12 protein-coding genes and 1 other annotated feature are annotated in these 14,565 nt (G+C 55.2%); of the genes, 8 read left to right on the top strand and 4 right to left on the bottom strand.

What is annotated here, in order from left to right; all coding sequences use genetic code 11:
* Positions 1-19 precede the first annotated feature (19 nt).
* The 6 genes from murC to ccpA all read left to right on the top strand — a co-directional run bounded on the left by murC (position 20) and on the right by ccpA (position 5,219).
* On the top strand, positions 20-1,324 hold the full coding sequence (gene murC, locus GC56T3_RS03770) for a UDP-N-acetylmuramate--L-alanine ligase (RefSeq protein ID WP_011232289.1): 1,305 nt from the start codon (positions 20-22) through the stop codon (positions 1,322-1,324).
* A gap of 145 nt (positions 1,325-1,469) precedes the next feature.
* Positions 1,470-1,913, top strand: a complete 444-nt coding sequence (locus GC56T3_RS03775) for a DUF948 domain-containing protein (RefSeq protein ID WP_013144450.1) — start codon at positions 1,470-1,472, stop codon at positions 1,911-1,913.
* Positions 1,900-2,295, top strand: a complete 396-nt coding sequence (locus tag GC56T3_RS03780; RefSeq protein ID WP_013144451.1) for a hypothetical protein — start codon at positions 1,900-1,902, stop codon at positions 2,293-2,295. The genes GC56T3_RS03775 and GC56T3_RS03780 overlap by 14 nt, the downstream gene beginning before the upstream one ends.
* A 3-nt stretch (positions 2,296-2,298) precedes the next feature.
* On the top strand, positions 2,299-2,628 hold the full coding sequence (gene ytxJ, locus GC56T3_RS03785) for a bacillithiol system redox-active protein YtxJ (protein ID WP_013144452.1): 330 nt from the start codon (positions 2,299-2,301) through the stop codon (positions 2,626-2,628).
* 211 nt (positions 2,629-2,839) lie between these two features.
* Positions 2,840-3,922 carry a bifunctional 3-deoxy-7-phosphoheptulonate synthase/chorismate mutase gene (locus GC56T3_RS03790; protein ID WP_013144453.1) on the top strand — a complete coding sequence of 361 codons (1,083 nt, stop codon included), beginning with the start codon at positions 2,840-2,842 and terminating at the stop codon, positions 3,920-3,922.
* 304 nt (positions 3,923-4,226) lie between these two features.
* Complete coding sequence (gene ccpA / locus GC56T3_RS03795) at positions 4,227-5,219, top strand: catabolite control protein A (RefSeq protein WP_013144454.1); 993 nt, start codon at positions 4,227-4,229, stop codon at positions 5,217-5,219.
* A 165-nt stretch (positions 5,220-5,384) separates the two neighbouring features.
* Here the strand turns inward: ccpA and GC56T3_RS03800 are convergent, their stop codons facing one another.
* The 3 genes from GC56T3_RS03800 to GC56T3_RS03810 are packed head-to-tail and all read right to left on the bottom strand — an operon-like array spanning position 5,385 to position 7,857.
* Positions 5,385-6,554 (bottom strand): acetoin utilization protein AcuC, encoded by a 1,170-nt coding sequence (locus tag GC56T3_RS03800; RefSeq protein WP_011232283.1) that lies wholly within the window; start codon positions 6,552-6,554, stop codon positions 5,385-5,387.
* Positions 6,551-7,195 carry an acetoin utilization AcuB family protein gene (locus GC56T3_RS03805; RefSeq protein WP_013144456.1) on the bottom strand — a complete coding sequence of 215 codons (645 nt, stop codon included), beginning with the start codon at positions 7,193-7,195 and terminating at the stop codon, positions 6,551-6,553. The genes GC56T3_RS03800 and GC56T3_RS03805 overlap by 4 nt, the downstream gene beginning before the upstream one ends.
* Before the next feature lie 29 nt (positions 7,196-7,224).
* Entirely contained in the window at positions 7,225-7,857 is a 633-nt protein-coding gene (locus GC56T3_RS03810) for a GNAT family N-acetyltransferase (RefSeq protein ID WP_011232281.1), read from the bottom strand.
* A 174-nt stretch (positions 7,858-8,031) separates the two neighbouring features.
* Between GC56T3_RS03810 and acsA the strand changes: the two genes are divergently transcribed.
* Complete coding sequence (acsA, locus tag GC56T3_RS03815; RefSeq protein WP_013144457.1) at positions 8,032-9,747, top strand: acetate--CoA ligase; 1,716 nt, start codon at positions 8,032-8,034, stop codon at positions 9,745-9,747.
* 369 nt (positions 9,748-10,116) lie between these two features.
* Here acsA and GC56T3_RS03820 read toward each other — a convergent pair whose 3' ends face one another.
* Positions 10,117-12,867, bottom strand: a complete 2,751-nt coding sequence (locus GC56T3_RS03820; RefSeq protein WP_013144458.1) for a transglycosylase domain-containing protein — start codon at positions 12,865-12,867, stop codon at positions 10,117-10,119.
* A 155-nt stretch (positions 12,868-13,022) separates the two neighbouring features.
* Positions 13,023-13,247: a binding site (T-box leader), on the top strand.
* 50 nt (positions 13,248-13,297) lie between these two features.
* Here GC56T3_RS03820 and tyrS point away from each other — a divergent pair.
* A complete protein-coding gene (gene tyrS / locus GC56T3_RS03825; RefSeq protein WP_013144460.1) occupies positions 13,298-14,557 on the top strand; it encodes a tyrosine--tRNA ligase in 1,260 nt (419 codons plus the stop codon).
* Positions 14,558-14,565: the final 8 nt, after the last annotated feature.

Raw genomic sequence — 14,565 nt, forward strand, 5'->3', positions numbered from 1 at the left:
ATGGTTGGAGGGCTTAACGATGACAGCTTACCATTTTGTAGGCATTAAAGGCACGGGGATGAGCGCGCTCGCGCAAGTGCTTCATGACCTTGGCTATACGGTGCAAGGGTCGGATGTAGAGAAATGGTTTTTCACGCAAAAGGCGCTTGAAGAGCGGGGAATCCCGGTGCTGCCTTTTTCGAAAGACAATATTCGCCCAGGTTATACGGTCATTGCCGGCAACGCATTTCCGGATACGCATGAGGAAATCGAGGCAGCCCGTCAGCTTGGTGTGCCTGTCATTCGTTACCATCGCTTTTTAGGCCAGCTGGCAGGCAAGTTTACGAGCATCGCGGTGACCGGTTCGCATGGAAAGACGACGACGACGGGGTTGCTTGCCCATGTGATGCAAGGAGCCCATCCAACGTCCTATTTGATCGGAGACGGCACGGGAAAAGGAGAGCCAGGGAGCAAATACTTTGTGTTTGAAGCGTGCGAATACCGCCGGCACTTCCTTTCCTACTTTCCAGATTATGCGATCATGACAAATATTGACTTTGATCACCCAGATTATTTTGCCAATGTCGACGATGTGTTTTCCGCTTTCCAGCAAATGGCGAATCAAGTGAAAAAAGCGATCGTCGCCTGCGGGGATGATCCGTATTTGCCGAACATTCAGGCGAAAGTGCCGATTTTGTTTTATGGATTCGGCGAAGAAAACGATTTTCAGGCGCGCAATATCGTCAAGACGACGGAAGGGATGGCGTTTGATGTGTTCGTGCGCAACACATTTTTCGCTTCGTTTGCCATTCCGCGCTTCGGCACTCATAACGTATTGAATGCTCTCGCCGTGATCGCCCTCTGCCACTACGAAGGGGTGGATGCGGGCACAATCGCCAAGCGGCTGCAAACGTTCCAAGGCGTGAAGCGCCGCTTCAGTGAAAAAACGGTCGGGCGCCAAGTGCTGATCGATGATTACGCGCATCATCCACGCGAAATTACGGCGACATTGGAGGCGGCAAGGCAAAAATATCCGGGGCGCGAAGTGGTGGCGATTTTTCAGCCGCATACGTATACACGGACGCAGACGTTTTTGCGCGAGTTTGCCGAAAGTTTGCTGCAAGCGGACCACGTGTATTTGTGCGACATTTTCGGCTCGGCGCGCGAACATGAGGGCAAGCTGACGATCCGTGATTTGCAGGCGCAAATTCCGCGTTCCCAGCTGCTTGAGGAACAAAACGTAGCCGTGTTGAAGCAGCATCAAGACGCGGTGTTGGTGTTCATGGGCGCCGGCGACATTCAAAAGTTTCAACAAGCGTACGAACGGGCCGTTCTTTCCGCCTGACGGCCGACAGGGAACGGGCTGTGATGAAGATGGCCCGTTTTTCCTGTTTCAAAAAGGAAGCCGTCTTTTCTATGTCGAAGTTTGAAAGCGGGAAAAGATGGGTACAAAGGGAATGAAACGTTCGAATGGGCAAGGAGGGAATCGGGTGGAATGGCTTTTGTATGGAAGCGTGGCGCTCATCGCGCTTGCTTTTTTGCTGCTTGTCGTTTACATAGCCAAGACGCTCATCGTTTTGCAGGAAACGCTGCGCCGGCTGACAGCGGCGATCGACCATGCCGATGAGCAAGTGCAAACGGTGGCGAAAGAAGTTCGTGAACTTCTCCATACGGCTAACGGCATTGCCAGCGATGTGCAAAAAAAAGCAGAAACGCTAAATGGCGCAATCGAAGCGGTCGGAGAGATCGGCGGCACGATCCGTTCGCTCAACCGCGCGCTTCGGCAGGCGGCTGCCGGTTTGTCGGCGCGGGCGGGCCTGGAGCAAGGAAAATGGGTGAAGGCCTTGCGCTGGACAAATGTTTTGCTCGATTTACGGGAAAAATGGAGAAAAAAACAATCGTTAAAGGAGGGTGTATCGAATGGCGAAAAATAACGGTGGATTTTTGCTTGGCGCGCTGGTCGGCGGCATCGCCGGCGCGGCTGCTGCGTTGTTTTTGACGAGCGAAAAAGGGCGGAAATGGCTGGCCGAGTGGAGCAACGATGAAACGTGGGAGCCGGTGAAAACAACGGCTGTCGAATGGTTGGAAACGGCGAAAGAGAAAACGAAGGAAATCGCCAGCTTCATTCCGTTGAAATCCTCGACGGCGCCAGCTGGCGGGGAAAACGATGGAGAGGAAGCCAAGGAGGCGACGATTCCGATTCCGCCATCCGCCGGGCCAGCCGACCGGGAAACGCTGCAAAAGCTGCTTGAGGAAGCCGAGGCGGCGCTTGATGACGCCGAGCAAAACATCACATCGCGAAAAGAAGCGGAGTGAGAGATGGGAATGGAGAAGCTGGAGACGATCGAACAGTTTGACCGCGTCATGAAGGAAACGGAGCGTTTTTTGTTCGTCAAGCATAGCCTCACCTGCCCGATCAGCCAGGCGGCGTTTGGCGAATGCGAGAAGTTCGCCGCTGATCACCCGGAGCTCGCGGTGTACTGCTTGTACGTTCAGGAAGCGCGTCCGCTGTCCAACTACATCGCCGAGGCGACCGGGGTGAAACACGAGTCGCCGCAAGTGCTGCTGTTTGAAAACGGCCGCGTCGTCTGGCATGCGTCCCATTGGGCCATTACGTATGGCGCGCTCTCGGAGCATGTCGGCGCTTGACCGTCCGCCTTTACTGCGGGCGGTTTTTTGCACACTTTTTGCTTTATCGCTTAAAAGCGTTTAATCAAAAAAGCATTTTTTTCGTGACAACGATAGCTCCATCGATTATAATAAACACTAATTAAACGACTTCGCTCTCCAAGACGGGGGCGCCGCTTGCCGGCAAGCGGCGAAAACAATGCACTACACTTGGCGAAAGGATGAGAAAAGCATGAGCAATGAGAGATTAGACGAACTGCGGGCGCGAGTCGATGAGATCAACTTGCAGCTGTTGAAACTGATCAATGAACGGGGACGGCTCGTTCAGGAGATCGGAAAAATTAAAGAAGCGCAAGGGACGCACCGCTACGACCCGGTGCGCGAACGGAAAATGTTGGATCTCATTTCCGAGCATAACGATGGGCCGTTTGAAACGTCGACGCTGCAGCACATTTTCAAGGAAATTTTTAAAGCAGCGCTCGAGCTGCAGGAAGACGACCACCGCAAGGCGCTCCTTGTCTCGCGGAAAAAGCATCCGGAAAACACGATTGTTGAAGTGAAAGGCGAGCGAATCGGCGACGGCAATCAATATTTCGTCATGGGCCCGTGCGCTGTGGAAAGCTATGAACAAGTCGCTGCGGTGGCGGAGGCCGTGAAAAAACAAGGGATCAAGCTGCTGCGCGGCGGCGCCTACAAACCGCGCACGTCGCCGTACGATTTCCAAGGGCTCGGCGTGGAAGGACTGAAAATTTTGAAACGGATCGCCGATGAGTTTGATTTGGCGGTCATCAGTGAAATCGTCACGCCGGCGGACATTGAAATCGCCTTGGACTATATTGACGTCATCCAAATCGGCGCGCGCAACATGCAAAACTTTGAGCTGCTTAAGGCAGCCGGCCAAGTGAATAAGCCGATTTTGCTGAAGCGCGGCTTGGCGGCGACGATCGAAGAATTCATCAACGCCGCTGAGTACATCATGTCGCAAGGAAACGGGCAGATCATTTTGTGCGAGCGCGGCATCCGTACGTACGAGCGGGCGACGCGCAACACGCTCGACATTTCAGCTGTGCCGATTTTGAAGAAAGAAACGCACTTGCCGGTGTTCGTCGATGTCACCCACTCAACGGGGCGGCGCGATCTGCTCATCCCGTGCGCCAAAGCGGCCTTGGCGATCGGCGCCGACGGCGTCATGGCCGAAGTGCATCCGGACCCGGCCGTCGCCTTGTCCGATTCCGCCCAGCAAATGGACATCGCCCAATTCAACGAGTTTATGGAAGAAGTGCGCGCGTTCCAACGTCAGTTCGTTCGGGCGTAAGAGAGCGAGGCCGGCAAAAAAGCAAGGTGCGACATTTCCACATGAAAAGACGTCCCATCGTGTTGGGGACGTCTTCTGTTTTGGGTGCGGATGGAAGCCGATTGCCGAAAGAAGACAGTGAAATGACGGCTTCTCTTTCATGCCGATGGCCGATTTCGGATAAACTACTCGTGAACGGTTTGTGAACAAACCGGCAAAATGGTTGCGATTTCGTTGCGAGTTGGCGATAATGTATCGTATGATAGTTGTACATACATTCGGATTTTGACCGGTTATCGGATCGAGCGAAAAGGAGTGAAACAACATGACGGTAACGATTTATGATGTGGCGCGGGAGGCGAACGTCTCGATGGCGACCGTCTCGCGCGTCGTCAATGGCAACCCGAACGTCAAACCGTCGACGAGGAAAAAAGTGCTTGAGGCCATCGAGCGGCTCGGCTACCGCCCGAACGCCGTGGCGCGGGGGCTCGCCAGCAAAAAAACGACGACGGTCGGAGTGATCATCCCGGATATTTCGAGCATTTTCTTCGCCGAACTGGCGCGCGGCATTGAGGATATCGCCACAATGTACAAGTACAACATCATTTTGAGCAACTCCGACCAAAACAAAGAAAAAGAGCTGCATTTGCTCAACACGATGCTCGCCAAGCAAGTGGACGGCCTGTTGTTTATGGGCGGGACGATCACCGAAGAGCACGTCGCCGAATTTCAAAAATCGTCGGTGCCGATCGTGCTGGCGGCCACCATCGGGCCGGAGGAGATTCCCTCGGTCAACATCGACTACGAGCAGGCGGCGTTTGAAGCCGTGACGTATTTGCTGGAAAAAGGAAACCGCCGCATTGTCTATGTGACCGGTCCGACTGACGACCCGATCAACCAGCGGAAGTTGGCTGGCTACCGGCGCGCGCTTGAGGAACACGGCGCGCCGTATGAGGAAGAGCTCGTCATTGAGGGCGACAACTCGTACGACTCCGGCTTGGAGGCGTATGAGAAAATGACGGAGCTTGCCGAACGGCCGACGGCAGTGTTTGCCGGCACGGACGAAATGGCGCTCGGCATCATCCACAGCGCCCAAGACCACGGGGTGCGCGTGCCGGATGAACTGGAAGTCGTCGGTTTTGACAACACGCGATTGGCGACGATGGTGCGGCCGCGGCTGACGACCGTCGTGCAGCCGATGTACGACATCGGGGCGGTGGCGATGCGGCTCTTGACGAAGTATATGAACAAAGAGCCAGTGGACCACCATATCGTTGTCTTGCCGCACCGGCTTGAAGTGCGGGAGTCGACGAAATGAAAAAAGCTGGCCTCAACATGGGGGCCAGCTTCTTGCTTGCTTTGCTCCATTTCTTTTTTGACGGCTGCAATCGCCTTGCAGTCGGCCCGTTTTTCGGTGAAAACGGAAGTTGACTAGGAAAACAGGACGTAGAAATCCGTTGTTTTCTGTAAATGGAGAAAAAAATCAAGTCCCCGCCCGGCGTTGACTGCGGATGAAATACAACGCCTTTTCCACCGTCTGGGCATTTTTTTCGCTGATCTCCGCTTTGCGCGGGATCGGGGGATACAAGTCATCCGGGTCGTCCCACTCAAGCGGAAGCGCGACGGGTGAAAGCGGTTGCCAACGTTCGCGCCACTCATCCGGCAACGGGCCGGACACATCGGCTTGTCCCGTCATCTCGAGCCAAAGGAGCGCCCATGCCCGCGGCACGACGCGCCAGATGTCATAGCCGCCGCCGCCGACGGCGATCCAGCGTCCGCCGCAATATTCATGCGCGATTTCGTGCGCGAGCTTCGGAATGGCGCGGTACGTTTTCATCGTCACCGACAAATGGGTGAGCGGATCGTAATAGTGGGCGTCGACGCCGTTTTGCGTCACGATGACATCCGGGCGGAAAAAGTCGGCGATTTCCCGAAGCGCGGTCGTATAGGCGGCGATCCATGATTCGTCTTCCGTGAACGCATCAACGGGAATGTTGAACGAATAGCCGTAGCCCGCGCCTAAGCCGCGCTCGTTGACATTTCCGGTCCCTGGGAACAAATAGCGCCCCGTTTCATGAATGGAAAACGTGCAAACGTTCGGATCGTCGTAAAACGCCCATTGCACCCCGTCGCCGTGGTGGGCGTCCGTGTCGACGTACAACACGCGCAGTCCGTATTTCTCCCGGATGTATTGAATGGCGACCGCGCTGTCGTTGTAGACGCAAAAGCCGGACGCTTTGCCGCGGAAGCCGTGGTGCAGACCGCCGCCAAGGTTGAGCGCATGCTCGGCCGCTCCGGAAAGAACCGCGTCGACGGCGGTGAGGGTGCTGCCGACCAAAAGAGCGCTCGCTTCGTGCATGTTGGGGAAAATCGGCGTATCCTCGGTGCCAAGGCCGTAGTTTTGCGCCGCCGCTTCCGACAGCTCGCCGCGCCCGGCCGCTTTCACCGCCTCGATGTAGGAGCGGTCGTGAATGAGCGCGAGCTCGTCATCGGTCGCCATGCGCGGGGCGACGATCTGGCGGTCTTCGAGCGCGCCGAGCGTGCAAAGCAAGTCGTATGTCATTTTGACCCGCAGCTGGTTGAACGGATGGTCGTCATGAAATTTGTACTGAAGAAATTGCTCGCTATAGACGAATGCGCAGTTTCGGCTCATGACGTAACCCCCGGCAAGTTCGGCCATAGCACGTGATAGCCGGCGTTTTGTAAATCGCGGATCAATGGAAGCGGATTCATCGTCTGCACGCGGAAAACTAAAATTTTCTCATTCGGATCCGGAGCTGGATACACCAAGACGCTGGCGATGTTCACATGGCGCTCGCTGATGATGGCCGCCGCTTTGCTTAACATGCCGGCCTCGTTCGGCACTTTGATCTCGATTTGCGACCCCGGCTGGTGAACGCCGGTCAATTCAATGAACGTGCGGAGCAAATCCGTTTGCGTGATGATGCCGACGAGTTTCCCGTGATTGACGATCGGCAGGCAGCCGATTCGGTGTTCGTAAAAGAGCGCCGCCACCTCCTCGACGAAATCGAGCGGATGGCCGACGATGAGGTCGGTTTTCATCACGTCCCCGACCGGTTTCTCCAAGTCTTCCCACTGTTCGTGAAGGCGGAAAATGGATGGGCTCGCTTCGCGCAAATCTTGGCTCGTCACAAGCCCCACAAGACGTCCTTCCCCGTCGACGACCGGCAGATGGCGGATGCGGTGATGTCTTAGCAGCTGCAGCGCTTCGGCGATCGTATTGGTGGCGCGAAGCGTGATAACCGGTGCTTTCATCACTTGTTCGACAAGCATCGTTCTCCTCTCCCCTTTGTGCGAGGCATTTAGTACATGTAACGGTTCATAAACCGAAGCCGGTCGAACCGTTGAATCGATTCGGCGTCGACCCGTTTGCCGATGCGGACCATCAGGCAGTTCGCCGGATGCGAGCAAATTTCCGGGTCGTCGGTCGCATACCAGACGAGCCCGCCGGCGTTCATCATTTTCTCCATCACTTTTCGGTACTCCCATACGTTCAGCCCCGTGCCTTTTAAATCCCAATGCCAGTAATATTCAGTTGTAATGATGATGTAGTCTTCCATGGCGTCGTCCATCATCGAGACGATCAACAAATTTTTTCCGACGCCAAACCCGCGGAACTCCGGAATGACTTCAATGGCGCCAAGCTCGAGCAAATTTTCCATGTTCCCTTCCGACCAACGCTCAAGCGGATCGGGATACAAAAACGTCACATATCCGACAATCACCTCGCCGCGGCGGGCGATGATGATCCGCCCTTCCGGCAGCTTGGCGATTTCGATCAACGCTTTGTGCTGTTTGGCAGGCGGGCGGAAGGAAGTGAGGTCATGGTGGAATTCGTAGCTGGCCAACGCTTCCGGCGTCACCGGCCCTTCGATGAGGAGCGTTCCTTTCGGGGTTTTCAGCTCTTTGGCGTTATACGTTTTTTTATGTTCCATTCGTCCACCACCTGAATTGGTCGTTCTGCTTCCATTATACATAAAAATGGCGCCGGCTGGCGCGGTTCAAAAAAATTTCAAAAAAGCGGGGACAAGGAATATTTTAAAAATTGAGAAATGGTTTTCAATCGACTATAATAGAAATGTAATCACTTACATAAGGGGGATCGGAGAATGAACACAGAACGGCTTCCCGTCATACAAGGGGACTACAATTTGAAAAACTACGAAGAAACATATAAACAGTTTCAATGGTCGGAAGTGGAGAAAGAGTTTTCTTGGCATGAAACGGGCCGAGTCAACATGGCGTATGAGGCGATCGACCGCCATGCTGAGTCGTTCCGTAAAAATAAAGTGGCGCTCTATTACCGCGACGCGGTGCGGAACGAGAAATATACGTTCAAAGAAATGAAAGAGATGTCCAATAAAGTGGCGAACGTCTTAAAACAGGCGGCGGACATTCAGAAAGGCGACCGTGTGTTCGTGTTCATGCCGCGTTCTCCGGAACTGTACTTTGCGGTTTTGGGCATCATCAAAACCGGCGCCATCGTCGGTCCGCTGTTTGAGGCGTTCATGGAAGGCGCGGTGCGCGACCGCCTCGAAGACAGCGGGGCGAAAGCGATCGTGACGACGCCGGAGCTCTTGCCGCGCGTGCCGGTCGGCGATTTGCCGGAGTTGAAGTACGTCTTTTTGGTTGGCGACGGCATTGTCGAGGAAGGGCCGTACATCGATTTGAAAAAGCGGATGAATGAAGCAAGCAAGCACTTCGACATCGAATGGGTCGACCGCCAAGACGGCTTGATTTTGCATTACACATCCGGCTCGACCGGCAAGCCGAAAGGCGTTTTGCACGTCCATAACGCGATGATTCAGCACTATCAAACGGCGAAATGGGTGCTCGACTTAAAAGAAGATGACATTTACTGGTGCACGGCTGACCCGGGGTGGGTGACCGGGACGTCGTACGGCATCTTCGGCCCGTGGCTGTGCGGAGCGTCAAGCGTCATCGTCGGCGGCCGCTTCAGCCCGGATGCTTGGTATCAAACGATCCAAGATTTCGGCGTCACCGTCTGGTACAGCGCGCCGACGGCGTTCCGCATGCTGATGGGCGCCGGCGATGAAGTCGTGAAAAAATATGATTTAAGCTCGCTCCGCCACATTTTAAGCGTCGGCGAGCCGCTCAACCCGGAAGTCATCCGCTGGGGGATGAAAGTGTTCGGCCGCCGCATCCATGATACGTGGTGGATGACGGAAACAGGCGGGCATCTCATTTGCAACTACCCGTGCATGGAAATCAAGCCGGGATCGATGGGGAAACCGATCCCAGGCGTCGAGGCGGCGATCATTGATGACCAAGGAAACGTCCTGCCGCCGTACCGGATGGGCAACTTGGCCATCAAAAAAGGCTGGCCGTCGATGATGAAAACGATTTGGAACAACCCGCAAAAATATGAATCGTACTTTATCGGCGACTGGTACGTATCCGGCGACTCGGCCTACATGGATGAAGACGGCTACTTCTGGTTCCAAGGCCGTGTTGACGATGTCATCAACACATCCGGCGAGCGCGTTGGACCGTTTGAAGTCGAAAGCAAGCTCGTCGAGCATCCGGCCGTTGCCGAAGCCGGCGTCATCGGCAAGCCGGATCCGGTGCGCGGGGAAATCATCAAAGCGTTCATCGCGCTTCGCGAAGGGTACGAGCCGTCCGAGGAACTGAAAGAAGACATCCGCCAGTTCGTCAAAAAAGGGCTCGCCGCTCATGCCGCGCCGCGTGAGATCGAGTTCCGCGACAAACTGCCGAAAACGCGGAGCGGGAAAATCATGCGCCGCGTCTTAAAAGCGTGGGAGCTCAACTTGCCGACCGGCGATTTGTCGACGATGGAAGACTGATGAGCGAAAAGCGTCTGGAACATCCGCAGTTCCAGGCGCTGTTGTTCTTTTCAGGCTGAGGCCGAAGCGGGGCGGCTGCAAAGACGGTGATGGAACGGAAAACGCGGCCAACAGCGTGATGTCTCCATTTGAAAAACCTGATACATGCCCGCTTTCTTTTCGCTTAAGAACCATCCATTTGCCGAAAATCGTTGTGCTTTCCCCATCTTCACAAAACAAGAAAGGGTGTCCCAACAAGGATCGGGACACCCTCTTTTCGATCACCATATATACGCGCCAACTTTTTGTTCAAAACGAATGGCATCTTCTAAAGAAAGCCAATCAAAGAAAGACAATCAAAGAAAGACAATCTTTTGGGTCAGCTCCTTGTCACTCCACATCACCCGACGGCGGGGGAGAAGACGGCTCGCCGCTCTTTTGATGACCGGAATTGGGCGGCGAGGCGGACGGCAGCGAAACGGGGTTCGACGGCGCCGATTCCTGTCCGGCGATATCCACAGCAGTGACGCAGTACGCGGCGCCCGGCTGCAGCGGCGAAAACGAGGCCGCCTCGTCCGCTTTAACAGCGGCGGCGAGGCGTCGTTCCCCCGTTTCGTTCACTAGATAGACGCGGTAGCCGATGACATCCGGCTCGTTATGGCGATTCCAGACGAGCTTGCCCCCTGCAAGCCGAGCGGCGGGTGGAGCCGGAGGACGGCCGTTTTCCTTTAATGTGGAGACGAGCGATGCATCGCCCGCCTGCCCCTCTCCGTTGATCCCCCAATCGGCGAGAAGCTTCGGATTCACGATCACTTCGCGAGTGACAAACTCTTCCGGCGTCGTCTCAAGCGCCACATAGCGGCGTCCGCCGATGACGACGACCCGGCTTTCCATCACTTCCTCGCCGCTTCCTTCCCGCGGCGCAAACTTCGTATTGTACAGATCGTAGCGGACGAGCCCGGCTTTTTCGCACGCGGCCGACGGACTGAAGCCGCTCGCGGCGCAGTAAGCGCGGCGGACGATGCCGCCTGGCATGAGAAACCGCTTCGGCGGAGCGATGAGCTGCGGATTTTGGTCATAAGCCGCATTCATCAGCTGCGCCCATAACAGCTGGGTGCGCTGGCTGTAGGAAAGCCCTTTGTAGCGGGACTCAAGCGGCGCCGGCCGGTCATAGCCGATCCAAACGCCGAACGTGACGTTCGGATTGACGGCGATAAACCACGAATCGCGCTTGTCTTGCGATGTCCCGGTTTTTCCCGCCCAATCGGCGGAAAAGGTCAAGTAGCGCGGCACCGACGAGGCCGTTCCGCCGTGAAGCACGTCGCGCATCATATCGATCATCAAGTACGACGTTTGCGGCGAAAACACCGGGACGGGTTTGCTTTGATGTTTGTAAACGATCTTTCCGTTTTTGTCCACAATCTTCTCAATCATGTAAGCGTCCACGAACGATCCGTAATTGGCGAACGTCGCATAGGCGTTGACGTTTTCCTCGACCGTGACGCCAATGTGCGTCCCGCCGATCGCCAAAGCCGGATTGGCTTCTTCTTGCTTCGAAACGCTCGTGATCCCCATTTTATGCAAATAGTCGATCGGATGGCGGGATCGAATTCTCATATACGTCCGAACGGCCGGAATGTTGAACGATTGCTGCAAGGCATAGCGCGCCGTGACGAGCCCGTGCGTTTTTCCGTCCGCGTTTTTCGGTGTATACGAACCGATCGAAAGCGGCAAGTCGGGAATGATCGTCGCCGGCTGGATGACGCCCATCTCCATCGCCGGCGCGTATACTAAGAGCGGTTTCATCGTTGACCCGTTGGACCGGTGCGCTTGGGTGGCGTGGTTCAACTGCTCGCGCCCATAATCGCGGCCGCCGACGAAGCTGATGATTTTTCCCGTTTTGTTTTCGATGAGCATCGCCCCGACTTCGACCGGTTGGCGATGGGGGATCGTTTTTCCTGTTTTCTTGTCTTTGGTGTAATACACATTGTCGCTTCCGTAATACGGGTAGCGGGCGGCGATGCGCTGCATTTGTTCATAAATCTTTTTGTCGATTGTCGTATAAATCCGATATCCGCCTTGGCGCAGCTCTTTTTCCGCTTCGCCGAGATAGCGGCGGAAACGAGCGGGTTCGCGCTGCACTTCTTCTGGCTTATAGCCGTCGCGCTTGGCGAACGTCTCGGCGAGCACCTCTTTCGCCCGCCGCTCAATCTCCATCGTCAAAAACGGATATTGTTCAAACGGCGACGGCTTCGGGGCGGCGAAATGCTTCGCCACATCATAGGCAAGCGCTTCCTTATACTGCCTTTCGGAAATATAGCCGGCCCGTTTCATCCGGTACAGCACCGTTTTCATCCGCTTCAAGCCCGCCGAGATGTCCGATTTGACGCTGCCGTCAGCGGCAAACGGGGTGTAGACGAACGGGTTTTGCGGCAGTCCGGCCAAAAACGCCGCTTGAGCGAGATTCAACTCTTTGGCGTTGACGCCAAAGACGCCTTGGGCCGCGGCTTGGATGCCGGCGATGTTGCGCCCTGAAGAATTGCGGCCGAACGGAACGACGTTTAAATACGCCTCTAAAATGTCTTCTTTGGAAAAAAATTTCTCCAGACGAAGCGAAAGCAGCATTTCTTTCGCCTTCCGCTCAAACGACACCTCGTTCGTCAACATCTGGTTTTTGACGAGCTGCTGCGTAAGCGTGCTCCCGCCGCTTTTGACCGGCGAGTTGGTCAGCTCTTGAAACACGGCGCGGATAACGGCCTTCGGAACGACACCGTGATGTTCATAAAAATGTTCGTCTTCGGTCGCGATGATGGCTTGCACGACGTACGGAGACACGTCGGACAGGCGCACCGCCTCGCGGTCGAGGTCAGACCGGAACCGCCCTAAATACACGCCGCCGTCAAAGTACATATGGCTCGTTTCGCCGTAGCTGTAAATCTCCTTTTTCATCTCGTCGGGCGAGGGAACGGGCATATCCTTGACCAAAAAGGCAAAATAGCCGGCGCCGGCGCCGATGGAAAAGCAAATGAGGCAGAGCGCGGCGATGAGCAAAATTAAGATGACGTTCCAAACGACATCGTATGTAAGGGAAAAATAATGCCACGCTTTTTCAAGAGAAATGGAAAGTTGGTTTCGCTTCATGCCAGCCCCCCTATGCGGCAAGTCATTATATATCAGTATACCATAGGAAGGGGAGGCATTGTGGAATTTTGCCGATTTTTCGCCGTTTGTGCGAAAAGCGTTACGGTTGACAGCGGGTGCATTGCTATGGTAATAAGAATGTATATATTTCATATGAGAAAGCGATGATGGGAATAAGTAGCGGCTGTCTCCCTGGTGCAGAGAGCTGGCGGACGGTGCGAGCCAGTCCACAGGCAGGCGTGAATTACCTCCCTGAGCAGCGATGGCGAACGGTTTTGGCACCTAGTAGCCATCCGCCGGCCGGCGCCGTTACCCAAATGAGTGAGAAAGCACCATGCTTTCTAAGTAGGGTGGTACCGCGACGAACACTCGCCCCTTCATCACGGGCGGGTGTTTTCTTTTTTATGACATTCATAGAGAGGTGAAGGACATGGATTTGCTTGCGGAATTGCAATGGCGCGGGCTCGTCAACCAAACGACGGATGAAGACGGGTTGCGCAAGCTGTTGAATGAGGAGCGGGTGACGCTTTATTGCGGGTTTGACCCGACGGCGGACAGCTTGCATATCGGCAACTTGGCCGCCATTTTGACGCTGCGCCGCTTCCAGCAGGCGGGCCATCAACCGATTGCGCTAGTCGGAGGGGCCACTGGTCTGATCGGCGATCCGAGCGGGAAAAAAAGCGAGCGCACGCTCAATGCCAAAGAAACCGTCGAGGCATGGAGCGCGCGCATTCAAGAGCAGCTCTCCCGCTTTTTGGACTTTGAAGCGCACGGCAACCCGGCGAAAATCAAAAACAACTACGACTGGATCGGGCCGCTGGATGTCATTACGTTTTTGCGCGACGTCGGCAAGCATTTCAGCGTCAACTACATGATGGCGAAAGAGTCGGTGCAATCGCGCATCGAGACGGGCATTTCATTTACCGAGTTCAGCTATATGATGCTGCAGGCATACGATTTTCTCCGCCTGTACGAGACGGAAGGCTGCCGCCTGCAAATCGGCGGGAGCGACCAATGGGGCAACATCACGGCAGGGCTTGAGCTTATTCGCAAAACGAAAGGCGAGGCGCGGGCGTTTGGCTTGACGATCCCGCTTGTGACGAAAGCGGACGGCACGAAATTCGGGAAAACGGAAAGTGGCACAATTTGGCTCGACAAAGAGAAAACGTCGCCGTACGAGTTTTACCAGTTTTGGATCAACACCGATGACCGCGATGTGATCCGTTACTTGAAGTACTTTACGTTCCTGTCGAAAGAGGAAATCGAAGCGCTTGAACAAGAGCTTCGTGAGGCCCCAGAGAAGCGGGCGGCCCAAAAGGCGCTTGCTGAGGAAGTGACAAAGCTCGTGCACGGCGAAGAGGCGCTCAGGCAAGCGATTCGCATTTCTGAAGCGCTCTTTAGCGGCGACATTGCCAATTTGACAGCGGCGGAAATTGAGCAAGGGTTCAAAGATGTGCCGTCATTCGTTCATGAAGGAGGCGACGTTCCGCTTGTCGAGCTGCTCGTTTCTGCCGGCATTTCGCCATCGAAGCGGCAAGCGCGCGAAGACATCCAAAACGGCGCCATTTACGTCAACGGCGAGCGCCTTCAAGACGTCGGAGCCATATTAACGGCTGAACACCGCCTTGAGGGGCGGTTTACGGTCATCCGCCGCGGGAAGAAAAAGTATTATTTGATTCGCTACGCCTAAGAAAAAAG

Source organism: Geobacillus sp. C56-T3, from assembly GCF_000092445.1.
Taxonomy (GTDB): domain Bacteria; phylum Bacillota; class Bacilli; order Bacillales; family Anoxybacillaceae; genus Geobacillus; species Geobacillus thermoleovorans.